This window comes from Sphingobacterium multivorum (genome assembly GCF_039511225.1).
GTDB lineage: Bacteria > Bacteroidota > Bacteroidia > Sphingobacteriales > Sphingobacteriaceae > Sphingobacterium.
Genome location: NZ_CP154261.1, coordinates 1,785,987 through 1,812,195, shown reverse-complemented (window position 1 = coordinate 1,812,195; position 26,209 = coordinate 1,785,987). Strand labels below are relative to the sequence as shown.

General features: G+C 39.1%; 25 protein-coding genes. 4 read left to right on the top strand and 21 right to left on the bottom strand.

Annotation, left to right across the window (positions count from 1 at the left end):
* Positions 1-14 precede the first annotated feature (14 nt).
* From AAH582_RS07455 to AAH582_RS07420, 8 genes are all read right to left on the bottom strand, one after another.
* Positions 15-1,328: a hemolysin family protein gene (locus tag AAH582_RS07455; protein ID WP_046674209.1), complete on the bottom strand. Its 1,314-nt coding sequence runs from the start codon at positions 1,326-1,328 to the stop codon at positions 15-17.
* A gap of 8 nt (positions 1,329-1,336) precedes the next feature.
* On the bottom strand, positions 1,337-1,879 hold the full coding sequence (locus AAH582_RS07450; RefSeq protein WP_046674210.1) for an inorganic diphosphatase: 543 nt from the start codon (positions 1,877-1,879) through the stop codon (positions 1,337-1,339).
* Positions 1,880-1,887: 8 nt separating this feature from the next.
* Positions 1,888-2,538 (bottom strand): DedA family protein, encoded by a 651-nt coding sequence (locus AAH582_RS07445; protein ID WP_046674211.1) that lies wholly within the window; start codon positions 2,536-2,538, stop codon positions 1,888-1,890.
* A 143-nt stretch (positions 2,539-2,681) separates the two neighbouring features.
* Complete coding sequence (locus AAH582_RS07440; protein ID WP_046674212.1) at positions 2,682-3,098, bottom strand: HIT family protein; 417 nt, start codon at positions 3,096-3,098, stop codon at positions 2,682-2,684.
* Between the two features lie 237 nt (positions 3,099-3,335).
* Complete coding sequence (gene greA / locus AAH582_RS07435) at positions 3,336-3,809, bottom strand: transcription elongation factor GreA (protein WP_046674213.1); 474 nt, start codon at positions 3,807-3,809, stop codon at positions 3,336-3,338.
* Between the two features lie 143 nt (positions 3,810-3,952).
* Positions 3,953-4,651, bottom strand: coding sequence for a response regulator transcription factor (locus AAH582_RS07430; protein WP_046674214.1), 699 nt, complete (start codon positions 4,649-4,651; stop codon positions 3,953-3,955).
* Positions 4,652-4,665: 14 nt separating this feature from the next.
* Positions 4,666-6,324, bottom strand: coding sequence for a sensor histidine kinase (locus tag AAH582_RS07425; protein WP_343321715.1), 1,659 nt, complete (start codon positions 6,322-6,324; stop codon positions 4,666-4,668).
* Positions 6,325-6,336: 12 nt separating this feature from the next.
* A complete protein-coding gene (locus AAH582_RS07420; protein WP_343321714.1) occupies positions 6,337-8,217 on the bottom strand; it encodes an alpha/beta hydrolase family protein in 1,881 nt (626 codons plus the stop codon).
* A 177-nt stretch (positions 8,218-8,394) separates the two neighbouring features.
* Between AAH582_RS07420 and AAH582_RS07415 the strand changes: the two genes are divergently transcribed.
* Positions 8,395-8,685, top strand: a complete 291-nt coding sequence (locus tag AAH582_RS07415; RefSeq protein ID WP_046674217.1) for a DUF4286 family protein — start codon at positions 8,395-8,397, stop codon at positions 8,683-8,685.
* A gap of 20 nt (positions 8,686-8,705) precedes the next feature.
* On the opposite strand, the gene AAH582_RS07410 is transcribed toward AAH582_RS07415, so the two are convergent.
* From AAH582_RS07410 to AAH582_RS07385, 6 genes are all read right to left on the bottom strand, one after another.
* A complete protein-coding gene (locus AAH582_RS07410) occupies positions 8,706-9,056 on the bottom strand; it encodes a DUF983 domain-containing protein (protein WP_231585269.1) in 351 nt (116 codons plus the stop codon).
* A gap of 109 nt (positions 9,057-9,165) precedes the next feature.
* The gene (locus tag AAH582_RS07405; protein WP_046674218.1) at positions 9,166-9,429 is read right to left on the bottom strand and encodes a hypothetical protein; all 264 of its coding nucleotides are present in this window, start codon (positions 9,427-9,429) and stop codon (positions 9,166-9,168) included.
* Positions 9,430-9,456: 27 nt separating this feature from the next.
* The gene (locus AAH582_RS07400) at positions 9,457-10,158 is read right to left on the bottom strand and encodes an RluA family pseudouridine synthase (RefSeq protein WP_046674219.1); all 702 of its coding nucleotides are present in this window, start codon (positions 10,156-10,158) and stop codon (positions 9,457-9,459) included.
* Positions 10,159-10,298: 140 nt separating this feature from the next.
* A complete protein-coding gene (locus AAH582_RS07395) occupies positions 10,299-11,303 on the bottom strand; it encodes an MlaD family protein (protein ID WP_046674220.1) in 1,005 nt (334 codons plus the stop codon).
* A gap of 5 nt (positions 11,304-11,308) precedes the next feature.
* Positions 11,309-12,082, bottom strand: a complete 774-nt coding sequence (locus AAH582_RS07390; RefSeq protein ID WP_046674221.1) for an ABC transporter ATP-binding protein — start codon at positions 12,080-12,082, stop codon at positions 11,309-11,311.
* A 6-nt stretch (positions 12,083-12,088) separates the two neighbouring features.
* Positions 12,089-12,847 (bottom strand): MlaE family ABC transporter permease, encoded by a 759-nt coding sequence (locus tag AAH582_RS07385; RefSeq protein WP_046674222.1) that lies wholly within the window; start codon positions 12,845-12,847, stop codon positions 12,089-12,091.
* A 254-nt stretch (positions 12,848-13,101) separates the two neighbouring features.
* On the opposite strand from AAH582_RS07385, the gene AAH582_RS07380 reads away from it, so the two are divergent.
* From AAH582_RS07380 to AAH582_RS07370, 3 genes are all read left to right on the top strand, one after another.
* Positions 13,102-14,631, top strand: a complete 1,530-nt coding sequence (locus AAH582_RS07380) for a DUF6600 domain-containing protein (RefSeq protein ID WP_343321713.1) — start codon at positions 13,102-13,104, stop codon at positions 14,629-14,631.
* Between the two features lie 160 nt (positions 14,632-14,791).
* Complete coding sequence (gene pncB / locus AAH582_RS07375; RefSeq protein ID WP_046674223.1) at positions 14,792-15,973, top strand: nicotinate phosphoribosyltransferase; 1,182 nt, start codon at positions 14,792-14,794, stop codon at positions 15,971-15,973.
* Positions 15,966-16,667, top strand: coding sequence for a class I SAM-dependent methyltransferase (locus tag AAH582_RS07370; protein WP_046674368.1), 702 nt, complete (start codon positions 15,966-15,968; stop codon positions 16,665-16,667). Before pncB ends, AAH582_RS07370 begins: the two co-directional genes overlap by 8 nt.
* Before the next feature lie 26 nt (positions 16,668-16,693).
* Here the strand turns inward: AAH582_RS07370 and AAH582_RS07365 are convergent, their stop codons facing one another.
* The 7 genes from AAH582_RS07365 to AAH582_RS07335 form a co-directional block, all read right to left on the bottom strand.
* A complete protein-coding gene (locus AAH582_RS07365) occupies positions 16,694-17,626 on the bottom strand; it encodes a DUF4097 family beta strand repeat-containing protein (RefSeq protein WP_046674224.1) in 933 nt (310 codons plus the stop codon).
* A gap of 99 nt (positions 17,627-17,725) precedes the next feature.
* Complete coding sequence (locus AAH582_RS07360) at positions 17,726-18,547, bottom strand: hypothetical protein (RefSeq protein ID WP_343321712.1); 822 nt, start codon at positions 18,545-18,547, stop codon at positions 17,726-17,728.
* Complete coding sequence (locus AAH582_RS07355) at positions 18,537-19,094, bottom strand: RNA polymerase sigma factor (protein ID WP_046674226.1); 558 nt, start codon at positions 19,092-19,094, stop codon at positions 18,537-18,539. Before AAH582_RS07355 ends, AAH582_RS07360 begins: the two co-directional genes overlap by 11 nt.
* A gap of 230 nt (positions 19,095-19,324) precedes the next feature.
* Positions 19,325-19,807, bottom strand: coding sequence for a hypothetical protein (locus AAH582_RS07350; protein WP_046674227.1), 483 nt, complete (start codon positions 19,805-19,807; stop codon positions 19,325-19,327).
* Between the two features lie 68 nt (positions 19,808-19,875).
* A complete protein-coding gene (locus AAH582_RS07345) occupies positions 19,876-21,471 on the bottom strand; it encodes a SusD/RagB family nutrient-binding outer membrane lipoprotein (protein WP_343321711.1) in 1,596 nt (531 codons plus the stop codon).
* A gap of 12 nt (positions 21,472-21,483) precedes the next feature.
* Positions 21,484-24,741 (bottom strand): SusC/RagA family TonB-linked outer membrane protein, encoded by a 3,258-nt coding sequence (locus AAH582_RS07340; RefSeq protein WP_231585270.1) that lies wholly within the window; start codon positions 24,739-24,741, stop codon positions 21,484-21,486.
* A gap of 187 nt (positions 24,742-24,928) precedes the next feature.
* Positions 24,929-26,029 carry a FecR family protein gene (locus tag AAH582_RS07335; protein ID WP_046674229.1) on the bottom strand — a complete coding sequence of 367 codons (1,101 nt, stop codon included), beginning with the start codon at positions 26,027-26,029 and terminating at the stop codon, positions 24,929-24,931.
* Positions 26,030-26,209: the final 180 nt, after the last annotated feature.

The window sequence follows — 26,209 nt, the reverse complement described above, 5'->3', positions numbered from 1 at the left end:
TTAGCGCTATTATGTTATTCTTCTGTATCATCATCGGCCGATTCGACCAATTCCAATTTGACAAACTCAATATTCTGTTGGGCTTTCCGGATAATAGTGAATACGTAGCCATATTCTTCCTTCCGCTCGCCTACTTCAGGAATTTTATCAAAAATCTCACTCACCAAACCCGACATCGTATCGTAATCTTGACTCTCCGGCAATTCTATAGGGAGAAACTCATTCACATCATGAATACTAGCTCCCGCATCGACCATATATTCCGTTTCAGAAATTCGTTCAACAACTGGAGTTTCCTCATCATATTCGTCCTGAATCTCACCTACCAGCTCCTCAACAATGTCCTCCAAGGTAACCATACCTGCTGTCCCCCCAAATTCATCCAGTACAATCGCCAACTGTAGACGCTTTTGCTGAAATTCAGCCATTAAATCATTAATCTTCTTCGTTTCAGGAATGAAATAGGGCTTGCGCATGATATTTTTCATGACAACTTCCTTTCCCTTGGCTAAGAGGGGAAGAATATCCTTTGTATGTACAATACCAACGATTTGATCAATGTTATCTTCATAAATTGGAAGACGAGAATACCCCTCTTCAGTCATAGTTTCAATTAGCTCTGAGGCATCAGCGGTAACTTCAACAGCCACAATTTTGGTACGGGGTACCATAATATTCTTAACGATACGTTCGTTAAAATCAAATACATTTTTAATCAACTCGTGCTCGGAGATATCCAAAGCACCAGATTCTTTACCTTTATCCAAAAGGTATTGCAACTCTTCAGAAGAGTGCGCAGATTCACCTTTAGTGACTTCAAATCCCAAAATCTTCAATAGGAAATTAGCGAAACCATTTAGAATCCAAATAAATGGTCTAAAAATAAAGTAGAAAAATTGCAGTGGAACTGCAATTTTCATCGTTGTCGCAACGGGTTTTTGAATCGCAATTGATTTAGGAGCAAGCTCTCCAAATACAATGTGTAACACAGTAATAATTGTAAAAGCCAATACATGCCCTGCATTTGTCGCGATTGTACCTGTCAATTCAACACCGAAAAAACCTAGAACCCCCTGCACAATTTGGGTCATTACAGCCTCTCCTACCCAACCCAAGGCGAGCGAAGAAAGTGTAATACCCAATTGTGTAGCGGCCAAATAACCATCCAAATGCTCCGTTATACTTTTGGCTATTGTAGCAACTTTGCTACCTGTTTTTGCCTGAACTTCAATTTGGGAGACTCGGACCTTGACAATAGCAAACTCTGCCGCGACAAAAAAGCCGTTCGCCAATACTAAAAACAATGTCCAAAATATATCGAGCGCCATGCTTGGGGTTATTTGTTAACAAATTCTTTTTTGTACAATTCGATAGCCTCGATCAAGATTCTTTGTGCTTCTTCACGTCCTTTTACACCCTCAACAATGACATGTTTCTTTTCAAGCGCTTTGTAACTCTCAAAGAATTGTACAATTTCCTTCATCGTATGCGGAGGTAACTGATCAATATCTTTAATGTAATTAAAAACGGGATCATTTTTAGCTACCGCAATAATTTTATCATCTTGTTCTCCACCATCAACCATATTCATCACACCAATAACCTGTGCTTCAACCAATGTCAATGGTAAAATATCCACTGAACAAATGACTAAAATATCCAACGGATCTTTGTCGTCGCAATAAGTCTGTGGGATAAAACCATAGTTAGCAGGATAAACGACAGATGAACTCATTACTCTGTCCAAAAGCAGCAAACCAGTTTCTTTGTCTAATTCATACTTTCCTTTGGATCCGTTTGTAATCTCAATGATAGCATTTACGGCATGTGGAACGTTCTCACCTGGAGAAACCATGTGCCAAGGGTTTTGTTTACTCATTTTTTAATTTACTGTATATTTTGTTTGTTTCTTTTATCTTTTATACGCTTTTTTAACAACGTTATTGCAATTGGCAAAAAGGCAATTACAATCATTCCAACGACAACATATTCTACATAATGTATAATCCAAGGGAACTCAATACCGAGGAAATATCCCGAAAGGGTCAACACTAGTACCCAAATGGCAGCCCCTGCAACATTATATAGAACAAATTTTTTAAAATCTAATTTTACGACACCGGCAAAGATAGGTGCAAAAGTACGAACTATTGGAACAAATCTCCCTATAATTAAAGCTGTTCCACCATATTTATGGTAAAACTCTTCGGCCATAACCACATATTTTCGCTTAAAGATGAAACTATCTTTTCGCTTAAATAACATTGGCCCCGCTCGATAACCAAACCAATACCCTGTAAAATTCCCTAAAACTCCCGCAACAAACAAGCCCAAACAAAGCGTATAAATGTTAACATCAATTTTATTTAGCGCACAAAACAATCCTGCAAGAAATAATAAATAATCACCAGGTAGAAAAAATCCAAAAAATAGACCCGTCTCAGCAAATACAATTAAGATAACCAGATAAAATCCACCAGAGCTCAATAACTCCTCGGGATTTAATAATTGTTGAAATGACAACAAAAGTTCATGCATAACCTTTAGTAAAAATCAATATTGCGTTCCTTTTTTAGAACAAATCCTACGCTTATCCTTGTACAAATTTGAAACAACAAAGTACAAATATAGCATTCTTCTAAAAAACGAACGTAAATCAAGTGTAATATAATCTTTTCTAATTATTGATTTTGAGCAGTTATACCGACGATAGACTCACGAATAGTGGTCGCAATTTCGTGAAGTTCGTCATTAGACAAGCTCAGCTTAGGTCCAGCAAAATTTAAATCGCTAATTTTATTAATTGGTACCAGATGTATATGTGCATGAGCCACCTCCAAGCCAACTACTGCTACACCGACCTTTACACAAGGAATTACCTTTTTAATACCTTGAGCAACAATCTTGGCAAAGACCCAAAGTGCCATATATTCATCATCCGCTATATCAAAAATGTAATCTGTTTCTTTCTTAGGGATCACCAAAACGTGCCCCTTCGCTAATGGGCTGATATCCAAAAAAGCCAGAAAATCATTACTTTCTGCAACTTTGTAAGCTGGAATCTCCCCAGCAACGATTTTTGAAAAAATTGTCGACATATTATTCTAATCTTGGAATAAATCTTTTAAACAATAATTAGCAAACAACAGACTTTAAAATGCAAAGCCTTTGGTATGTTAGCAATTAAAAATTTAACTGCAGATTTATCACACCCTGTTCTTCTACTGCCAACAAATATAAACAAAAAAGGTCGCGATTACTACATCACGACCTTCTTAATATAAAGTTAATTTGTGGATGTACGGTTATGGCATACCGCACATAACCGACATATATTATCTTGAAATCTCTACGATTTCGAATTCAATTTTACCTGCTGGCACTTCAATAACAGCTGTATCACCTTTTGATTTACCCAACAAACCTTGAGCGATAGGAGACTTAACAGAAATCTTACCAGACTTCAAATCCGCTTCTGACTCCGCAACCAATTGATAAGTCATTTCAGCACCATTCTTCTTGTTCTTAATCTTAACAATAGATAAAGCCAAAACTTTGGATGTATCCAATTTGGACTCATCAATTAAACGAGCTGTAGCCAAGGTATTCTCCAAATTGGCAATTTTAGCCTCATGAAGCCCCTGAGCCTCTTTAGCAGCATCATATTCTGCATTTTCTGACAAATCCCCCTTGTCTCTTGCCTCTGCAATAGCATTGGCAATTTTAGATCTTCCTTCCGTCTTCAGATAAGCCAATTCCTCTTTAAGCTTACGCAATCCTTCTTCCGTAAAATAAGTTACTTCTGCCATAATTTTATCTTTTTTCTTATTTTCTACATTTTAAAAAAGAAACAAGACCATATTACCCTCGTCGGGAAACATGGTCTTGCTTCGAATCTATACGAAGATAATAATTGTTTTCAACAAAACAAATTCTTACCTGTTAAATATAATTAAATCTCTTCCTCATCAACAAATTTATATCCCAGCCCCCGTACGGTCTGTAGATAATGTGGCTTATCTGGATTGGTTTCGATCTTTTTTCTTAAACGAACCACATGCATATCCAAGGTACGTGTGTTGACGTTTGAACTATATCCCCAGACAACTTCCATTAACTCTTCACGCGTAATTTCCCGACCTAAGTTTTGCAGAAAATGAAGTAAAATACGGTTCTCCAAGATGGTCAACTCCACTTTCCTTCCGTCACGTATCAAGGAATGGATGTTAGGGTGATGCTCCGTCTGACCAAATTTATATACTTCGGGACTGTTTTTAGGTAAGAAAAATTTCACCTTATTATCAATCATAGCAATAAGCACATCCATATTGAAGGGCTTGCTAATGTAATCAGTCACACCAAAGCTATAGGCTTCAATTTTGTCCACATCCTGAGATTTAGCTGTCATCATGATAATGATATTCTCAAAGCCGGCTTTACGGACATCTTCACAGATCTCGTTGCCCTCTTTTCCTGGAAGCATCCAATCCAACAAAACCACATCTGGTCTCTTCTCCAAAATCAAACTCTCCGCTTCATTCCCATTTCCACTTTGAATGACCTGATAGCCTTCAGATTCCAATCGATGTTTTACCAAGAAACGTAAGTTCTCATCATCTTCAATAACAGCAACTGTGATGTCTTTATTCATATTTAAATTTATTTTTAAACCGGAAATACCAAGGTAAAGGTGGTCCCTTGTCCCAATTGGCTTTTTACTGTAATATCACCGCCTATAAATTCAGTAATCTCCTTACAGAAAGCCAACCCCAAACCGATACTTCCTTGCTGATTATATTGACTTTTTATTCTATAAAACTTTTTGAAGATATTGTTAAACTCAGCCTTCTCAATACCTATTCCTTCATCTTTAAAAGTGATAACAAAATTCTTCTTGTTTTGTTGTATCGCAATATCCAAGATTTTATGCCCCGCTTTCGAATATTTATAGGCATTATCGATCATATTTTGAAACACACTGCTCAATAGCACCGGATCCGCAAGCATCGATGTCCTTACATCAATTTTTGTGCTAATCTTGAAATCCGAATATTTTATTCTTGATGAAGCTACTAGATTTTCGGTAAACTCCTCCAAATCAACTTCTTCTTTATTTAATTTTATGGTTTTATTTTCGATCTGACTAAACGACAATAGCTTATTCATCAGGTTATTTAATCGGTCTGCCTCCTGATCTAATATATTTCCATACATTTTCCGCTCTTCATCAGAGAGCACCTGAGCACTCTTAATATTATTTCCAGCAATCTTAATAACGCTCACAGGCGTCTTAAACTCATGCGTAAGATTATTGATGAAATCGTACTGCAATTTAAAAAGTCTTCCGTTAATTTCTAAATTTCTATAAATTAAATATAAGATTGCAATTAAAATAATATAAATCAGGGATACACCGCCCAATACGGGCCAAAAACTGCGGTTTATCTCTTTTGACAGAAAACTTTTACTCGATCTAAAAAGGAGTTTATAGTCAGCTAAGGCTCCAGGTAAAGGCATCTCCGTTGAAATCTCGTCATTTTCCGGCGTGATCGGAGCGCCAACCAACGGAACTATTTCAACTTTCTCATAAAGATTTGAATAGCTATTTTTTACTTCCAGATACATTGGATCGATCTGAAAATTAAACATGTCCTGTTCATAGCCCACAGTATGATCCAAATTACCTTCCATAATGGACTTATAGACAATTAAGTCATTAACCCTTGGGATATTCAGATAGGTAATCTGTCCGGGTCTTATGGTATAAAAAACCTTCAGAATATCCTTATCAGAAAGCTTGGCATTCGGTTGCAATTTATCAATATAAGTTGCCAACTTGACACCTATATTATTAATTTCCTCAGAATGCAAGCCCATCTGCCCACGGTCTCGAATCGTATTCTTATTCAGCCCGGAGCGGGAAACGGTAAAAAAGGTTATGGTTTTCGGCTGAATTCTAAGATTATTAACAATAAAACCATAGTTCAGATTGTGATCATTATTAAATTGCAAATCAAAAAAACCGATTTCTCGAACAAATGGGTACGAGCTTAATATACTATACGCATATTTCCCAGCCTGAACTGAATCCAAAAAGCCCTGATAGAAAGAAACTTCAGGAATTCTATTCTGAAAAAAATCATTGAAAGGGATTAAAGTCTGATCAAATATTTCTGATTTACGATTCGTGAATTCATTTTTAATATGCGATTCTGTATAATTGCGGGATAGAAAAAGCGCAAATATATACAACCCGCTTATCACGATGAAAAACATCAATAATAGGCCGTAGTTTTTTCGATAGCTATATTTCTCTGCTTTCATAATCTCCCGCCTTTAGTCAACAAGATATTTCGCTAAAAATCGCTCCAGCTCATTATAGTAACCAAAGACATTCTCATCCCGTTTAAAAGTTCGATCTTCATCCTCTTTCAGGATGTATTGCACAGGAACATTGTTATTCTTTAATTTCTGCACAAATTGATTTGCATCCGTAACCGAACTAAAACGATCTTTCCCCCCTTGGACCAATAATACCGGTATCTTTACTTTATCCGAATGAAATACAGGTGAAATATTTTTGAATAGTTCTGCCTCCCGAATCGGATTTCCAACGATTTGATACATCTTCTGCACATAAGATTTAAAGTATGGTGGAATATCTCTAAAGTAAGTGAATAAATTGGTATAACCTGAATAAGACACGGCACATTTATATAGATCAGAGTTAAAACAGGCTGCATGTAGCGCCGAATAGCCACCAAAACCTTTCCCTACAATGGCAACACGCTCCCGATCAGCAATCCCCTCTTTGATCAACCATTTCACGCCATCGGTAATATCATCCTGAATCTTTCCTCCCCATTCTTTAAATCCCGCCGTCCAGAATTTCTTGCCGAAACCTGTTGATCCTCTATAGTTCATCTGAAAGACCAAATACCCCCGATTGGCTAAAAATTGAGCTTCATTGTCAAACCCCCATACTTCCCGCCCATTGGGCCCGTCATGAGGCAATACCACCATGGGTAGATCTTTGCGATTGGAATGTATAGGATAAGTCAAATAACCCGAAATCTGAACTCCATCTCTCGCCGTATAGGTAATATACTCGTTAGGTGAGAGCTCTTTGTCTTTTAGATCGGAATTATTATCTGTTAGCTTCGTTAATTTTTGCGTCGAAAAGTCATAAAAATAAATACCTCCGGGATTTACATCCGTATACGTTTTGATAATTACCTTATCGCCAGAAATGTCGGTATTTAGCACCTGAAATTCAAAACCATCGATCTGTCTGGACAACTGATCATATTTCTTTTTGGTGGCTTCGTCAAAAAAGTGCCTATTTTGTCGGGACGTACTGTAATTTACAAACAGTAGCTTGTTTTGTTCCGTAAAATATCCTCCTGGACTCACGTCAACATCTTTATGGCTATAAAGTTCCCCTAATTCCTTCTGGTTTTCCAAATCATAGCTAACCAATGCCAGTTTATCCCGGTCTATATTGGATAAGGCATAAATGATCGCATTAGAACTATCTTTATAACCCAAAGGTGTAAAACTACTTTCTACATCACAGCGTATAATCTCTTTAAATGGTTCTGTCTCGGAACTTCGATAGAGCACAGACTGCTGTACGGAATCATTGGCTACCGCTAATCTTACCTGCCCATCATTTGACACCACCCAGGAGCTCATATTTCCGGGATTCTGTAAAACCAATTCCCGTGGCCTTCCATCTAAATAGATACGATAAAGGTCAAAAAAAGAAGAGTCTCGATCGTTGATTCCCGCAATAAAACTATCGCTTCCTGTCACTAGGGCATGAACCCAGCGAAATCGTCCCCGAACCGGTTTAATTAATGGCCAGATCTTCTCTGTATTGATATCCACAGCATATAAACGTAAACTGTCCTGTGTGGATTGCTCTGTCAAAAAAGATATTTTTGAATTATTGTTCCAAGCGAAGGATTTTACATTAATATCATTTTGATACGTAAGTTGTTTGGAACTATCCTGATGGATCAAATCTATCAAATAGATATTTTTGCAATGGTTGTCCAGGCCAATGTAAGCTATAAATCGACCATTTGGAGAAATCTTAAAATTTGATTTTTCAGGTGTAGAAAAAAATTGATTTATTGGAATAAGATCAACGCTATGTCGTTGACACCCCAACATGATCATGGCAGAAAAAAACAAACCTATCCAAAATTTCATCCTCATAATCCCAGTTACATCCTTATCATTTATTCCAAATATTGCAATTAAATACGAAATTGCATGAAATGCAACCTTATTTTTACAAGATATAGTAATTAAATGTAATATTCAAACTTATCTCCCTTCTGGCCCTGAGATTCTTTTTTATCGCAGAAAAATAGCGTATTTTTGTGTATGTTTTTATACAATGTCTCCGTTATTGCAGAAGAAACGATCCATCAAGAAATCGTTTCATGGATTCAGGATAATATCGTGCAATCCCAAAAATTTCAAGTGCATTTTCTGGAAATGCTCCAGTCGCCGCATGAAGGTATGACCTATTGCATTCAAGTCATACTTCCTACAGAAGAGCTTGTCGCAGATTTTCAACAAGTGCATCTCATTCCATTACAACAACTCATTTCAGAAGTATATAAAGACAAGGTTTTCCTTTTCGACAGTACCATGAAGTATCTAAAAAAATAAAAGAGCTCTTTAGAGCTCTTTTATTTTTTCACTTCATTAATACCGTTACTATCTTCGGTAAGGTTCCTATTATACTTTTCACCTATCTCTGCTGCCAATTCATAACGCGGATCATAACTGATTTTTGGCGTTAAAAAATGAAGTAAAATCAAACGGGCATACCTAAAATTAAAAGGTGCGAAGACCAAAATGGTTACAGCTAGACCAATCAGATAAGACCAGGGCGATTCACTTCCTGTCAAAATTGCGATAGCAACTGACACAGTAACAATCTCAGCGACTGACAAAGCATAACTCACATACATCGCGGCGTAGAAGTAACCTGGCTCAACCTCGTACTTGACGCCACAATATGGGCAAGTATCATTCATATGCTGCTTGTGTAAACTGTAGACCTTTCCTACAAATACATTACCAATATGACACTTCGGGCATTTGGAGTGTATCATTGCATGGAATTTGGATGTGGGCATTAAGAATCTATTTTATTTCGTTTATAAATTTCTTTGTTACAGGGCTCTTCTTACGGTACTTCTTATACCATAAATAACCAAGGCCTGCCGCGGCAAGATAAGGTATTACCAACAGAAACAAGATACCGTCATTCAGACCTCTTCCTTGCATATTCCCTTCCTTCGTAGAATTCTCCGCGTTCAATGTACACATCGCACACTGTCCGTAAGAAACAGATACAGCCGAGCAGCTTAAGGTAAATATTAGGAGTAAATATTTAAACCATTTCATAACACAAAGGTACTGAAATTTTAACGATTAGCGTGCCAAAGATTCAAATTTATCCCAAAAGCCGTCTTTCGGCAATGAAGCAATCAATTCCATCTTCTCCTTTTTAATTGGATGTGTAAAGGCCAATGAACGCGAATGCAAACAGATACTGCCCAAAGAACTACCTCTTGGGTATCCATACTTATTATCGCCAACAATAGGACAGCCCATCGCTGCAAGTTGCGCACGAATTTGATGTGTACGACCTGTTAAAGGTTCTATTCGCAGCAAATAGAATCCGTTCAACTCACCCACCACCATATAATCCAACTCAGCATAACTTCCACCTTTCACCTCCCGTGGAAAAGCCTTTGTTACGCGCGTTTGTCTATTTCTAACCAACCAGTTGATCAGTTTCCCTTCCGTTTTTCGCGGACGCTGTCTGACTATTGCCAAATAGGTCTTTTTCACATGTCTATCCTGAAAAAATTTATTCATTCGCTCTAGCGCCTTGCTTGTTTTCGCGAACAAAATCATACCACTAACAGGTCTATCTAATCGATGAATAACACCAACAAAAGCATCATTTGGCTTATCATATTTCTTTTTCAAATATACTTTAACCATATCCTCTAAAGATAGGTCTCCTGTTTCATCCACCTGCACAATATCTCCGGCTTTCTTATTTATAGCGATGAGATGATTGTCTTCGTAGATGACGTCTTTATCTGTAATTTCAGTATGATTCATTTTTTTCAAATTAAAAGGGGGTATCCAAATGCTATACAGGGTTAAATGCCCGTTGAATTGGAGCCCATATTGACGCTATTATTTATTAAAAAAGGCTCTACGCAAGCGTACAGCCTTTCATTATGTCCTTTTTAATCCACTTATTTCGTCGTGTCCGCTTTAAGCAACTCAGCTTTTTTAGCATCCTCTTTCATCTTCTTTTTAAAGAAACCACGTAATAAGAAATTATGTTGCAACGCTTCCATATTTTCATCCAATTTCGCGGTACTCGAATTCAGGTTATTGATTGCCGATTTAATCTGATTTGCTGATGCTGGATCATTCAATAAAACGCCCACCGCATTATCTTTATCATTCAACCGGCCAGATGCATTATTCAAATTGTTTATCAATGCATTTGCTGTCTGGGAAACCCCTTGCAACTGCGCTGCAGACTGACGCAGATTAGAGAATATAGCGGTATCGGTCGTTAAATCATGAATCAAGCCCTTATTGCTATTTAAAGAGTTCGTCAAGGTGACCAAATTAGCAGAAGCTTTGTTTGCATTATTCATTGCAGCACTGATCGATAATAACGTCGCACGCAGTGTATTTACCATGGACGTATCGGTCAACATCGCGCCAACCATTCCTTTTCCATCCGCCAATCCACGTGATATTTCTACAAAGTCAGTGGTAATCTTTGCTAAGTTTTCATTATTTACCTGCAATGTTTCCATCATCGCTTCCATGTCTGCAGTCTTCGCCGAACGCAAGAAATCGCCTGTCTCAACTGTTGGCGCATTCTGCGACCCCCCAGAAATCACTACGATCTTATTACCGATCAAACCATCCGAACCCAATTTTGTTACGGCATCTTTACGAATATATTCAGCAGATTTCTCCTCAATGGTCAATACCACCTCAACATCCTGCACGCTTTTAAAATGTATATTCTTAATGATCCCTACCTTAACCCCAGAAAACCACACATTACTCCCTACCTTTAATCCGGCGACATCGGGAAATGAAGTCGTAATTTCGATATTTCTAGTAAATTTCTTTTGCTGGCTGCCCAAAATAAAAATACCCGCTAAAAGAATCAATACGCCTAAAAAAACAAAAATACCGACAATGATTGCTCTTTTATTTTCTGCCTTACTCATGTATATTATAGAATAAAATTATAATTATAAAACGCTCTTACTCGTGCGTCATCTGTATCAAAAATTTCTTCAAAAGACCCCTGTCTTTCAAACTTGCCATCCAACAACATCACAATCCGGTCTCCCACTTCTTTCGCACAAGCCAAATCGTGCGTGATAATAATTGATGCTGTTTTATACCTCTCCTGAACCTCGTTAATCAATCCATTAATCTCCAAACAAGTGATCGGATCGAGCCCTGCTGTTGGCTCATCGTACATCATGATTTCAGGTCTAAGAATCAGGGTACGCGCAATACCAATTCGCTTCCGCTGTCCACCCGACAACTCTGAAGGCATCTGATTAATAGCTTGCGAAAGTCCTACACCATCCAACACCTCTTCCACGGCCTGATTGATCTCCGAACGTGTTAGATTACGTTTATTTCGAACCAATGGAAATTCCAGATTTTCGCGCACAGTCATGCTGTCGTAGAGCGCACTATTCTGAAAAGAAAACCCTATTTTCAAGCGTAACTCACGCAGTTCGCGATCATTTAACTCAAGAACTGACTCTCCCAAAACATTGATGGTCCCTTCATCCGGTCTTAATAAGCCCGAAATTAATTTGATCAACACTGATTTTCCTGTCCCAGAACGCCCAAGCACAACGAGGTTTTCTTCTTTATATAAATCCAGATTTACACCACGTAGAACGTGATTATCACCGAAAGATTTACTAACATCCCTAATTTCAATGACCGGCTTCGAATGGTCGATGGTTGATTTAATCTTTTCCATAGCTCACTATCCAAAGAACGATAAAACTTGAACAATAATTATTTCCTCAATAAAGACAAGGAACATCGAAGCTACAACGGCCGCGTTCGCTGCCTTACCAACACCTTCAGTTCCCTTTGAAGAAAAATAACCGCAATAACAACTTACAGCTCCAATGGTAAAACCAAATATAACTGCCCGCAAAACCATAGCGCCTAAATCCTTAAATGCTATCGTTTCAAATACTTGCGTAAAAAAACTCAAAAAGCTTAAGTCATCTTTACTCATCATACTGAGGTAACCACCTAAAAGGCCTATACCTGCCACATAAAAACACAGTACTGGAATTCCAATAGTTGTAGCTAATATTCTACTTACAATAAGAAACTTATATGGATTAGTCCCCGAAACTTCCATCGCATCAATTTGCTCCGTGACATTCATCGAACTTAGTTCTGCCCCAATTTGCGAGCCCACTTTACCCGAAGCTATTAAAGCCGTCACCAATGGTGCTAATGCACGAACAATAGCGATCGAAATAAGCGAAGGCAACATCGAAGTCGCTCCAAATTCCTCCAAAGAAGGACGTGACTGTTTTGTAAAAACAAATCCAACAATAAATCCCGTTAAACTGATCAAAGGCAACGATTTATAGCCTATTTCATAGCACTGGCGGACAATCTCTTTAAATTCATAGGGTGGAGTTACCAATTCACGCCAAAACCGTAGCAAAAAACGGTGAATGTTTGCAAATTCTAGAAAAAAAGTCTGAAGTTTTTTAGCCATTTAAATGATGTCTATTTCAAATTAATGTGTTTTAAAACACGTCTTATGCTGAACAAACACGTAGCAATTCGAGCGGTAAAGGTAAATAAAAATATGTATCTAAAATTGTCGTTTATGTAAAAAGATCATCAATTTGACTTTTATATATAAAAAATCAGATTTCTAATGTACCGATTAAACCATTTTATACGTTATGCTGTCATAATAACAAAGACAATAGCATAGAGTTTGTCACACTTTTAAATATTACAGAAATGAAAAATTTAGGCAACATAAAATATTGGGTACTTGGTTTTATCGGTATCGCTTCTTTTTCAAGTTGTGCTACTTCAATGGCCCAACGGGGTGGATATAATAATGGTTATAACAATAATGGTTATAACAATTATAACAATGATGGAGTTTCGTTCCAGCTATTCTATGATCAGCTCTCACCTTATGGAGAGTGGGTTAATGACCCCAATTATGGTTTTGTTTGGATTCCGGACGTTGGCCCGAACTTCCAGCCTTATGCAACCAATGGTTATTGGACAATGACTGATTATGGTAATACTTGGGTATCCAACTATGACTGGGGCTGGGCTCCCTTCCACTATGGTCGCTGGAACTACAATGACCGTTATGGCTGGGGATGGGTCCCTGACTATGAATGGGGACCAGCATGGGTAAATTGGCGCCAAAGTAATGACTACTACGGTTGGGCTCCTCTGGGGCCAGGCATGAATATTAATGTATCCGTTAATATTCCAATGAACTTTTGGACATTTGTGGGAGTCAATCACTTTATGCGGCGGGACATGGATAGATATTATGTTAATCGAAGAAATTACAATAATATCTACAACAGAACCACCATCATCAATAATACCACGATAATTAACAACAACTATTATGTTGGCGGTCCGCGAAGATCCGATATTGAACGTTCGACAGGAAGAAGCGTAACAGTCAATAGAATCGCAAACGCCGATAGACCTGGGTCTGCACGCAGTAGCAGCAACCGCAGCAATGAAATCAGTATGTACCGTCCGAATGTAGACCGTAATACAAGATCCTCTGCCCGCCCGACTAATGTCGTGGATGCTTCTACCCGAACACGAAATAACAATAGTGAGATTTCAGATCGAACCAATCGTGTCATAACCAACAGAGATAACATCGACTCGAGATCAGGAAATCGTGAGTTATATATTGACAATAGTGGAAATGCTTCTGTAAGGTCTCGTAATGATGCCAACAGCGGTGGCTCAAGCCGTAGTTCAATTAATAATACTCGAACCGGAGACAATGGTACTATAAATAGAAATACGAATGGTACACAACCTAATTCGAATAACTATGATTTTAGAACGCGATCAAGTCGCCAGTCGGATGCTTCAAACAATAACAACCCTACATCTACCACTAGGGACAGGCAAAATCGCTCCGTTGACAATAATGGTGTAGCCAACGGCAGAAGTACAGACTACAATAGAAACACAGACTATAATTCACGCTCGCGGTCTAGTGCAAACGGTTCCGATCAGGCTGTACCGCCAAGAGTTGCGCAACCTACGACAACGCCGCAACGAAATGGAAATTATGATGGCACCAGGACACGTTCGAGCCAACCCGTGTCGCAACCTGTAGCACAACCAACTCAAAATCGGAGCTACGAAAATACAAGAAGTAGATCAAATACAGACAATTCATCGTCTGTATCTCGATCAAGGTCTTCAGAAAGCTCAGGCGAACGCAGCTCTGGACGTTCTTCACAAGGATCAGAAAGATCTAGAACAAGATAACGACAGGCGAATAAAATAATAATTCACATCTGGCGGGTAAAATGAAAAATTTTACCCGCCTTTTATATGCATGTCTTTTTATATTTATCATGAACAATCCATACATTTTCACGTTAATTAGTAAATTTACCGCTTCAAACAAAAAAACAGATCGATAAAGATGGCTTCATTTACCTCTATATTAGATAATGACTTTTACAAATTCACCATGCAGCATGCCGTGGTCAAGTTGTTTCCAAAGGCCAAAGCACGTTATCATTTTATTAATCGGGGACATCATAAATTTCCCGATGGTTTTGATGTACTCCTGAAGGAGGCCGTCAATGAAATGGCTAATTTGAAGTTAACAAAAGCAGAAAAGGCTTTTTTTGCCAGAACATGTCCTTACATAGACCCAACCTATTTTGACTTTCTTCAAGGTTATCGCTACGATCCCGAGGAAATCAAAATATTTCAGGATGGCCCCGACCTTGAAGTCATTATCGAAGGGTACTGGTACCGTACTATTCTTTGGGAAGTCCCATTGATGTCGCTCATCTGTGAACTTTTTTATGAATCCCATGGCCTACAACGTGCCTCGGATGCAGCTGTGATCGCCACCGCCAAAGATAAAATTGAAAAATATAAAAAACTCAATATCACAATTGCTGATTTTGGCACGCGCAGACGTCATTCTTATGAAGTCCACGATTTGGTCGTTCGCACACTGAAGCAATACGGCGAAAAAACATTTATAGGCACCAGCAATGTACATTTAGCAATGAAATATGAAACGAAACCAATCGGCACACATGCCCATGAATGGTTTATGTTCCACGCTGCCAAATACGGATATAAAATGGCGAATCTCCTTGGCCTTGAACATTGGTCTGATGTCTACCGGGGTGACCTCGGAATAGCACTATCGGACACCTATACGACGGAAGTCTTCTTTCAGCAGTTTGACAAAAAATTAACCAAATTATTTGATGGAGTCCGCCATGACAGCGGAGATCCTCTTGAATTTACAGACAAGGTCATCGCACACTATAAGAAAAATGGAATCGATCCCCTCTCCAAAACAATTATATTCTCAGATGGCCTAGACTATGAGAAAGTCGAAAGAATCGCGAGCTACTGTGAGGGAAAAATTTTACATTCCTTTGGCGTCGGTACCAATTTCACCAATGATGTCGGTCTCAAACCCATGAATATCGTCATTAAGATGACCGACGCTTTGCCAGAAGATGATCAATGGACCCCGGTCATCAAGCTATCTGACGAACCCATGAAACATACGGGAGATGAAGACTCCATATATATAGCAAAAAAAGTACTAATGATTGATGATGACAATGCATAGAGACGTATACGGTGAAGCTTTAGATGATTATTTCGTACATCAAGAAGAAAAATTTCCTTTAGTACTCCACACGAGTTATGGCGACCGAGACGAAATGCCGGTCGAGATTTTCTTTCGTGAACCTGATGATTTCCCTGAACTGGAATTTATTGGTCTATCCTTATGCGATGGACGTGTACTGGATGTTGGAGCTGGAGTTGGCAGCCATAGCCTTTATCTACAAGAAAAAGGTTTTGAAGTAGATGCACTGGAACTCTCGCAGACCGCCTGCCATATTATGCAACAACGCGGGGTACAACATATTATCTGCGAAGATTTCTATAAATTCGAAGGCCAAAAATACGATACACTTTTGCTTTTGATGAACGGAATAGGCCTTGCTGGCGACGTAGATGGCTTTCGAAAACTATTGCAGCATAGTAAAGAATTATTGACTGAAAATGGCCAACTGATTTTTGACTCTTCAGACATCAGTTATCTGTACAAAGATTATAACATCAAAAAGCCAGCGCATTATTTTGGGGAAATTCAATATCAATACGAATACAAAGGCAAAAAAGGGAACCTGTTCAAATGGCTCTACTTAGATCAGGATTTGTTGATTAAAATTTCGCACGAAATGGGCTGGGTTGTCCAAATTTTGTATGAAGATGAGAATGATCAATACCTCGTCCGCATGGAACTAAAAAAATAGCCTGTTATTCTAACAGGCTATTTTTTTTATTTCTGTGTTCTTATGTAAATATCTCCCATGGATGTTTTTAAGATAACATCCTGTCCACCACCATTCATTTTGCCTTTCACCGCATTTCCCATTGGCGTTGACTTCGGCTCTTCAGACTGTTTCTCAAACTGAAACTCGTCTGCTGCATAGATGTTCCCCATGGCTGATTTCACATCCACATTAGCACCAAAATTCTTTGGAAAGGCCACATCTACGGCCCCCATTGCTGCGACCAAAGAAATCGGTCCTTTAACAGGTTGAACAAATTTGGCCGTTACATCTCCCTGTGCAACCTTAACATTGATTGGGCCCGTCACGTTCAATAAATTTACATTCCCCATTGTACTAGCAACTTCGACCTCAGCCCGGATATCTTTCAATTCGATTGCTCCAGCATTAAACATCGCTCCACGACCGCCTTTGATCGTCACAGGCAGATCCATCGGTATCCTGATGCGAATAGAATCTTCTAAGGGCATTCCCACCATGCTTATTTCGGTCACCCCGCCCTCTGTTTTGATATTCATACCAAGCCCTGAATTATCCGATAATCCTGAACCATTGATCACACGTAGGCCTTTTGCACGGTCATTTTCTTCACTTTCCTCCACCTTGGCGGTAATCAGCACATCCTTCCCCTTATACCCCTCGATATAAACATTATCCAATTTTAATAGTAGCTTATTCCCCAAGTTGGGCACTTTAATTTCTTTCCAGCTTTTCGGTCCATTAGAACGGCCAAATCCAGTAGCACTGTATGTGAAATTATTACTATTATTTACAACAACCCCCGAAACCGCTCTCGCCTTTTTAGGAGGATTAGGAGGTTTTGGTGCAGCAACTCCTTCAACAGTTTCATTTACCTGGGCCTGCAATGCGCTTGCAAAGATCAGTGCGACCCCAATCATCATTATCCTTATCTTTTTCATTTCGTTTTAGTTTTTTTTCATTATTTGTCAAATAATGCATTTTAAGCTTTTTCATTGATTAACATACACAATCCGACTTCCACCTTAATATATATCCCATTATTGATTTAATAATACCGCATAGGCCTGCTCCTTCACAAATTTCAGGGTAAAGGGATCTTCGACAATTTCATTTAACTTTTCCTTTGTCGTCGCCTTCATCGTCGGATCCTCCTGTTGAGCCATCATTTGCATCAATTCCATTTGTAAAGTGGGATCATTTTGCTCCACAAAAAAGTCCTGAACCTTTTGTTGACGTTCTTCCGGACTAAGTCCATTTAATATCGTTTCAATTGCAGCCATGCGTACATTACTGCTTTGATCCGATACAGCAGTCTTTTCCAAAGCACCCATACTATTCCGATCTAAACTCCCTACATCTTTCATCGCCAAGACAGCACTTAACCGTGTACTTGCAGAACTCGAATCCTGAAGCATCTGAACATAATCCATCTTCTCTTCCGCTTCGCGATAAGCAGTTTCCGATACACTTACTTTTACTAGTTTTTTTCCTTTGCTTTCGACAACAGCTATTGCGTTAACCCGAGCTGAATTCTTTTGGCTATCAGAAACAATATCCATCAGGCCAGCATGATCCACATTTGTATCTCCAGTACTTTTCTGAACAGTAACCGGATGTACTGCAGCCACAGGTTTTTCTACCGCCAATTCATGCTGTTGGTCAAAAGCAATAAAGGTTGCTGTCCCAACTAACAATGCTGCTGCCGCAATACTTGCCCATTTCCATAAAGGCTTAATCTTTCTTTCCTGAACAGTGGGGACTACTTGTGGCCTAATTTTATTCCATAAGTCAGCCGAAGGTTCTCTCTGATCAAATGCCTCCCGATTAGCGTTCACAAAATCTTTTAAATTATCCCGCATAATTATACCTTTCCTTCAATTGTTCGTAAATTTTCTTTTTAGCACGGTGGTATTGGCTACGTACAGCAACTGCTGTCATCCCCAATGTTTCCGCAACTTCATCATGGCTCATATTTTCAAACAGATAAAGATTGACCACCATCTTAGGTACACCGGTCAGTTGATCGATCACATTTTCCAAATCTGTCAAACGACATTCACGCCACTCTTTTTCCAGCAATTCGTCTTCGCCATCATCCTGAATTTCCAGATCATCCACCGGCGTAAAATATTGCTTATTCTTCCGTAATAATGAGATTGCCTTATTCACCCCCATTCTTCTCAACCAGGCCTCCACACTGAGCACTAAATGCCATTTATCTGATCTTGCAAAAAAATCAACAAAGGTTTCCTGTAAAATATCTTCACTTTCTTCCTGATTCGACAAAACCCGATAAATAGAATTAAAAATCTTTTTTGCATACCGATGATAGAGCTGCGCAAAGCCAGACTCGTTGCCCGTTTGGCACATCGCTAATAATTCCTTATCGCTAAGCTGATTTTGCACGTTCTAAAATTAATACTGTTAATTCTTATGTTTCTACTATGTAGTCGGGCCCCTGCTGAAAATGTTGCAATATAATTTTATTTTTTTTCTAAAATAATGCTATTATCGCATAAAAGCCTTTTAAAGGGCCTCCCAGCAAACAAAAAAAACACTCAAGAATGACCTTGAGTGCCTGCATTAATAAAATAAACTTAAGAGGGATGTTAAAATTCCAGGTATAAGAATATTGATTATTTGACTTTTAAATAGGTTTCCACAATGGTATGTTTAACCCCCAATTCAGGTAAATTTTCCTCACCGGTTTGAATCAAGGTATCTCCTTTTAAAGTAAGTTTAAAATCAAACTTATTGCTTTCCCAATCCCGCATTGAACAATATTGTAGTCTTTCTTGATAGTTGACACCATCAAAAGAATAGGTACCACCACCGGCAACAAATAGCGGTTCTTTCCCTTTACCTTTTTCCTTATCATGGTTAAAGAAAGAAAAATGGTCCTCATTGAACATTTTAAACATCTCTGTTTTACTGGTATCGGTAAAAGCGGTCACCGTATCCTTACCTTTAATTGTCTTGCTTTCAATAAGCTTATAGGTACCGGACAAAGAAGTTGATTTTACCGCATCAACTTCTTTTTTTTCAGCATTATTTTTACATGAAAAAACAAGACAGGAAGTCGCGATCGCAAACAGCAATTGATTTTTTAGGTTTATCATATTTTATAAAAGGTTTAAAGAGGCCAAACTACGAAAGTTCAGCCTCAATCAAAAACAAACCATTGTAATTATTTATCCCACCAAACTCGACCAGACAACTTGTCTCCGCCAGGTACTGCGGCCGAAGCTGCTCTGTAGTTTTCGCCATTGATAGCCGCTTCCGTAGAAGGATAAGGGAATCTTCTTGGAATAGTGCCCGACGTCGCATTGCCTGGGTAATTCACTGGAATTAAAACTGGATAGCCACTTCTACGCCAGTTGCTCCAAGTTTCATAAAAATCCATCATCGTGATGGTATGTGCCCAATATTGAGTATTAATCTGTTTTAAGGCATCAGCAGCATTAAATGGATTTGCTGCCAAATAAGTCTCGGCATCTGCATCACTTATTGCCAAGGAACCATCATATTGATTCAGATAGGTAATACTTGCCTTCACCCCTTTTTTATAATGGTCGCTCGCGCTGCCACCGATGCCCCAACGTTGGGCAGCCTCTGCTAAAAGTAGCTCGGATTCACCGTAGGTCAAAATAAATGTCGCGCCAGTCCGCTTGATCATATTAGGATTGGGCGAAGAATATTCCGCAAAGGTCGTGTAACTTGGATCGCTACTGATGTTATACTGCGCATTTGAGCCCAAATCCTTTCCGTTAGGCATCCCCTTTTGTTTGGTTGGGTCTGTGATAAAACTCCCATTCTGTACTTTATCCTTTTCAGACAGATACAGTTTTGTGACAGCTACCTTTTGTAACCTCGGATCATTATTGCTTTTTAGATAATCAATAAATGTTTTAGACCATTTGACATAATAATTCTCTTGGCCTCCATCACCCAATAAAACTTGGCTATTTCTATTTTGCGTTACCCGAGATCCAGACTCATCATGTAAAATAAATGCATTGTCAGCATTACTGTCCATTGTCTTGCCCACAGCCTTCTGCACATACTCTTTCGCTTTAGCTTCGTCTACTTTAACCAAACGCATCGCTGTGCGAAGCAATAGAGAATTGCCAAATTTACGCCATTTGGCAATATCACCTTTATAAATAACATCACCAGTAACTTTATCACCATCATCCTTTAATGCAGCAGTAGCCGCTTCCAGTTCCTTCAGCAAATCAGCATAGATATCCTGCTGCTTGTCATACTTCGGTTTATAAACTTTGGTATAAAAACCCAGTCCCGCCTCCGAATAGGGAACATCGCCATACAAATCAGTTAAGCGTGCGAAAATTAAAGCTTTCCAAATACGGGCGACATTGTGGAGATTTGCATATTTTGGTTTGTCTTTTGTAAACTCAACCACATCCACAATATTACGAACCTGCTCAATATAGGCCCCAACTGTACCCGTCCCCCAATAAGCCGCGGTATAGCTTTCATTCAGCATATATTTATCCCCTGCCCAATAACTCACTACGGTCGATAAACCTTGCATCATTGTGGAAGAATAAATCAGATTTCCACGCCATGTATCGTATGCAAAATCAAAACTTCCGGTGTAAAACAACTGTGCTGAGCTCAAAGTATAATTTGGATCCCAATTTTCTTTTCCATAAGCAACTGGATCTGTATTTATCTTATCAAAATCTTTGGTACAGCTACTTTCCATAAATAATGTAGCCGCCATTAAACTAACAAATACCGGTTTAATATATCTTTTCATGATTGTTTGCAATTAGAATTTAACACTTAAATTAACACCGTAAGTACGCACTGCTGGAACACCGCCGAGTTCTAAACCCGGGAAAGTTGCATTATAGCTCGATTCTGGATCAATGTTATTTGTTTTCTTCATGATCGTCCAGAGATTGCGCGCTACAGCACTTACCGTAATTGACTTAACTTTGTTATTGAATAAGTTGGAAGGGAAAGTATACCCCATAACGACCTGTCTCAACTTTACAAAATCAGCGCTGTTTACAAATATCTTGGATACATTATTCGCTGTATTGGTATAATAAGTAGAGGCCGTTCTACCCAAGCTTTCACGATCTGCCACAGTTTCCTGATGCAATCCAAAAATGTAACCGTAGTAGTCTGTTCCTGAGAAAAGCTTTCCACCCCATTTTCCATCAATCAAGAAAGAGAAATTGAACCTTTTGTAGTTAAATTCATTGTTCCAACCTGCAAACCATTTATTCATAGCTGAACCATAAGACTTTAACTCACCCCGGTCAGGAGAACCGTCAGCCAATTTTACGATCTCGCCATTGCTATCATACTTATAATCGAAAGCCATGATCTGAAAAGCAGGCATACCAACTTTATTCATTAAGTAACCTACACCCGAACGGGACGTTGCTACCGTCTGTTCGTCCATTCCTTCAGCCAATGAAATCACTTTATTGTCGTTGTAAGAACCATTCAATGAAGACACCCATTTAAAATCTTCGGTTTTAACAACAGTAGCAGAAATCAACGCTTCAAATCCCTTATTTTGCATCTTTCCGGCATTGAGTACGGCACCGGCGTACCCGCTTGCTGAAGGGGTTGTAATAAAAGAAATCTCATCTTTCGACTTCTTGTTATACCAGGTTAGATCCAAGTTTACACGATCATTAAAAAGACGCAACTCCGTTCCAATTTCCAACTCTGTTGCTGTAGAAGCTTTCAAGGAAGAGTTCGGGATATTCACATTGTTAATAACCCCTAACGGTTGACCGTTGAGTACCTCGCTTCTAAAATTATAGGTTAGCAAGGTTTGATAAGGATCTGTTGCCTGCCCTACCTGAGCAAAACCTGCCCTCAACTTTCCAAAACTCAACCACGATGGCTTTAGATATTCTGAAAAGATAAATGATCCCGAAACTGCTGGATAAACCGAGTTCAATTTATTATCCACTCCCGGAGTTGCTAGCGTAGAAAACCAGTCAGAGCGCAAACTACCTGTCAGATAGGCGACATCTTTATAAGCAAATTCTAAGGTACCGTAAGTAGACTGTGTCTCCGATTCGCTTTCGAGATAAGCTACCGATTTATTTTTTGCATTCAAAATATTGTAAACACCGAATATCGCGAAGTCGGTACCCAAATTTGTCGTTTGTCTGATTTTAGTATTTCTGTAACTCGCTCCGAGATTAGGCGTCAGGGTATAATCTCCGAAAGTGAATGACTTACCAACCAAAACATCCGCATTAATATCCGCAAATTTGGTTTCTTGTTCAGCGATTTTACCATTTTCATAATAACCCGTACCAGAAGGCAATACATTTTTATAATGATCAGTATAGCCATCCCGTCCCGCTCTTCCTTGAACAAACAAACCGTTGCCCATCGTATATTTAGCCGTAACAGAGGCTATGGAGCGGTCACGATTGGTGTTATTGATAAACTCATTTGCAGCAAACCAAGGGTTGGTCGCATACACATTGCCTGAATTATAGAGTATCTCTTTTCCATTGCCATCCTTCCATGGCTTCAAATCATTGACATTAATGCTCGTTGGCAAAAACATAACGTTGTAATTGGCATTTCCTGCACCGTCAGAAACCATTGGACGATTTTTGACCTGCTCCAAAATCATGTTGTAACGCGCATCAATCGTCAAACCTTTGAGTGGTTCAAAAAGTCCGACCAAATTAAACGACTGTCTTTTCAGTCCCGAATTTGGAACAACAGATCTGTTATTGACATCTGTTCCCGACAGACGGATAGATCCGCCATCAAATGATTTATTTAATGCCAGCGTATTTGTCCATGTTGAACCCGTACGATAAAACCGATCTAAATTCCCTTTTTGTAATGAATATGGTCGTGATACACCGTCAAATTGGACTACCGGAGAACCGTCCAATTTAGCTCCCCAGCTCGATCCGCCCACTTGGGCCGCTCCTGCTTGGGTTGTTGGCTTCTCACCGTTCGCCCCCTGACCATACACTGTTTGCCAATTGGTGTTGTCAATGATCTGCTCGGCAACAAGGTTACTATTGAAATCGATCGAATTACCTTTACCTGATTTTGTCGTAATAAGGATAACACCGGCTTTCGCTCTTGAGCCATATAATGCTGATGCTGCCGCACCTTTTAGAACCGAAATACTTTCAATATCGTCTGGATTGATATTGCCGATCGCATCACCAAGATCGGGTGCATTATCCCATTGGCTTCCTGAGTTTCCCTTGGAATTAGCATTTCCAATTCCAACTGGTTTACTTTCCATGGGGATACCATTGATTACGTATAATGGCTGATTTGTCTGGTTCAAACTCGATACCCCACGGATGGTCACATTGGACGCCGCTCCAGCACCGCCGGAGGTAGAACTGATATCCAATCCGGCCACCTTTCCGACAAGTGAATTCATCACATTATTTTCACGGGCTGTGGTTAGTGATTCACCGGCAACCTGCGTAACAGAGTACCCCAACGAGCGTTTCTCTTTCTTCATACCCAATGCCGTCACAACAACCTCATTGAGCATCCGATTATCTTCCAATAAAACAATTTTCAGATCCCCCTCTTTGGTGACAGCGACTTCTTGCGAAGTATAACCTGCGAAAGAAATAATCAAGGTGTTTCCAGTTGCCGCATCGATCGTAAAACGTCCATTGATATCCGTTGCCCGCCCCACCGCGGTTCCCTTAACACGTACCGTGGCACCAGCTAAGGGATTGCCCTTATCGTCCGTGACGACACCTGCGACAGCTACCTGCTGTTGTTGACTGACAACCACAAGACCTTCCTTAGAAACGGAGTAAACCAATCCACTTTTATTGAAAAGCTTAGCCAATACATCCAATACCTTCGTATTATTCGCATTGACTGACACCTCTTTATTTAAATTTTCGTTCGTCGAATTATAGACAAAGTAATAATCACTTTGCTCTTCGATCATTTTAAGTACCTTGCTCAGTTTTGTTTTTTGGACATCCAAGGAGACTTTTTGTTGGGAAAATACATTTGCCGAAACATTCATAACAGCACACGTAGTCATAATTAAGGCTAGTTTCATCCGGATAATGAATCTAAAATGCACAATATATCCATTGCGCATTTGCAATAAGCAATTTTTAATCATATTTTAGTGTTGGTTAAAATTAATATTAAGCAGCACGCCCCAATGTTGCTGCTTTTGGTTAATCATTTTTTCAATGAAGGATGGTGTTGGTCCACCATCCTTTTTACTTTTCTGATATAGTTATTTTTTTCCCATATACATTAAATTTAAAAGGTTCAACGCTCTGTAAAGCACTCAGTACCTGAGTAATATTCTCCTTGCTAAAGGTTGCCGTAAAGCGATATTGTTTTAATTGATCATTTTGGATTTGTATATCCACATCATACCAGCGTTCCAGTGTTCTACGAAGTGATTCAAAATCTTGGTCCACGATTTCTAATCTATTTTCACGCCACGCAATGTCTGGTATTTCAGCTGTATTGGATTCTATTGTAGGGATATTCTCTATGGCAATTTCCTTAATCGGTAATTTGCTCGCGTTTGGTTTATTGGTTTTACGAGCGATTGCTACTTCAGTTTGATTCTTAAAGATCGTGATTTTTTGATTCGGTTTGATGACAACAGAATTTTCACGCTGCCCTTTGCTCGTCATCTCAATAGAACCTTCCACTAGCAATGCTTCTGCTGTAGGTTCATCAGAATAACTCTTTACATTGAATGTTGTCCCCAGTACCTTGATATCAAAATCAGCTGCCTGTACCACAAAAGGTTTCTCCTTATTCTTCGCCACCTGAAAATAGCCTTCACCAGCAAGCCGCACCACACGCAATTCCTGATTGAAATCTGCGGACAACTCTAATTTACTTGCAGAATTTAGCGTTACTGTACTTCCATCACTTAATTCGAAGGTCTTTTTCTCCCCATTTTTTGTTTGATACACTTGGCCGATTGCGCTTATTGGCAATGAGGAATCAACTTTACCGGGTTGAGCATAATACCAAACTCCGCCCGATACCAATGCAACAAGTACAGCGGCAATGGCTGCCCATTTGGGCCAGTTAAACCGATAGGATGCCTGATGCTCCACTGGAACATTCTGCAGATCTGTCTTCAATTTTTCCAATTGCTCATTCACAGGTCGACGATTGCCAACCAAGAGTTGATAGAGGCGTTTGGCTTTCAGAATCGTCTCCGCTTGTTCTGGATGGTTCAGGCTATATTGTTGCCAGTACAGAATACAGTTCTTATCTTCTCCCGAACAATACTTTTGAAAAGTATCATCAATCAAAAAATCTTCTAACTGTTTATAATCTTTTTGGCTCATTCTTTTGGGTATTTACTCTATAGTGCCCAAAAGGCGTTCTTTTGCCTAAAGAAAATTTAAAATATTTTACAAAAAGCTGAAATTCAGTTTTTTATTTTCAATAAAGAATACAGGAATAGCATTCTGTAATAGTTTTCAGCGCATGCTAAACGACTATTGTATCTTCAAAGGAACCACAAC

Coding starts and splice junctions, on each gene's coding strand:
- greA (WP_046674213.1), bottom strand. CDS start 3,809: ATGGCAGAAGTAACTTATTTTACGGAAGAAGGATTGCGTAAGCTTAAA.
- AAH582_RS07385 (WP_046674222.1), bottom strand. CDS start 12,847: ATGGCTAAAAAACTTCAGACTTTTTTTCTAGAATTTGCAAACATTCAC.
- AAH582_RS07455 (WP_046674209.1), bottom strand. CDS start 1,328: ATGGCGCTCGATATATTTTGGACATTGTTTTTAGTATTGGCGAACGGC.
- AAH582_RS07450 (WP_046674210.1), bottom strand. CDS start 1,879: ATGAGTAAACAAAACCCTTGGCACATGGTTTCTCCAGGTGAGAACGTT.
- AAH582_RS07365 (WP_046674224.1), bottom strand. CDS start 17,626: ATGAAAAAGATAAGGATAATGATGATTGGGGTCGCACTGATCTTTGCA.
- AAH582_RS07420 (WP_343321714.1), bottom strand. CDS start 8,217: ATGAAATTTTGGATAGGTTTGTTTTTTTCTGCCATGATCATGTTGGGG.
- AAH582_RS07335 (WP_046674229.1), bottom strand. CDS start 26,029: ATGAGCCAAAAAGATTATAAACAGTTAGAAGATTTTTTGATTGATGAT.
- AAH582_RS07440 (WP_046674212.1), bottom strand. CDS start 3,098: ATGTCGACAATTTTTTCAAAAATCGTTGCTGGGGAGATTCCAGCTTAC.
- AAH582_RS07360 (WP_343321712.1), bottom strand. CDS start 18,547: ATGCGGGATAATTTAAAAGATTTTGTGAACGCTAATCGGGAGGCATTT.
- AAH582_RS07425 (WP_343321715.1), bottom strand. CDS start 6,324: ATGAAAGCAGAGAAATATAGCTATCGAAAAAACTACGGCCTATTATTG.
- AAH582_RS07415 (WP_046674217.1), top strand. CDS start 8,395: ATGTTTTTATACAATGTCTCCGTTATTGCAGAAGAAACGATCCATCAA.
- AAH582_RS07410 (WP_231585269.1), bottom strand. CDS start 9,056: ATGAATGATACTTGCCCATATTGTGGCGTCAAGTACGAGGTTGAGCCA.
- AAH582_RS07395 (WP_046674220.1), bottom strand. CDS start 11,303: ATGAGTAAGGCAGAAAATAAAAGAGCAATCATTGTCGGTATTTTTGTT.
- AAH582_RS07405 (WP_046674218.1), bottom strand. CDS start 9,429: ATGAAATGGTTTAAATATTTACTCCTAATATTTACCTTAAGCTGCTCG.
- AAH582_RS07370 (WP_046674368.1), top strand. CDS start 15,966: ATGCATAGAGACGTATACGGTGAAGCTTTAGATGATTATTTCGTACAT.
- AAH582_RS07350 (WP_046674227.1), bottom strand. CDS start 19,807: ATGATAAACCTAAAAAATCAATTGCTGTTTGCGATCGCGACTTCCTGT.
- AAH582_RS07400 (WP_046674219.1), bottom strand. CDS start 10,158: ATGAATCATACTGAAATTACAGATAAAGACGTCATCTACGAAGACAAT.
- pncB (WP_046674223.1), top strand. CDS start 14,792: ATGGCTTCATTTACCTCTATATTAGATAATGACTTTTACAAATTCACC.
- AAH582_RS07445 (WP_046674211.1), bottom strand. CDS start 2,538: ATGCATGAACTTTTGTTGTCATTTCAACAATTATTAAATCCCGAGGAG.
- AAH582_RS07340 (WP_231585270.1), bottom strand. CDS start 24,741: ATGACTACGTGTGCTGTTATGAATGTTTCGGCAAATGTATTTTCCCAA.
- AAH582_RS07430 (WP_046674214.1), bottom strand. CDS start 4,651: ATGAATAAAGACATCACAGTTGCTGTTATTGAAGATGATGAGAACTTA.
- AAH582_RS07345 (WP_343321711.1), bottom strand. CDS start 21,471: ATGAAAAGATATATTAAACCGGTATTTGTTAGTTTAATGGCGGCTACA.
- AAH582_RS07380 (WP_343321713.1), top strand. CDS start 13,102: ATGAAAAATTTAGGCAACATAAAATATTGGGTACTTGGTTTTATCGGT.
- AAH582_RS07390 (WP_046674221.1), bottom strand. CDS start 12,082: ATGGAAAAGATTAAATCAACCATCGACCATTCGAAGCCGGTCATTGAA.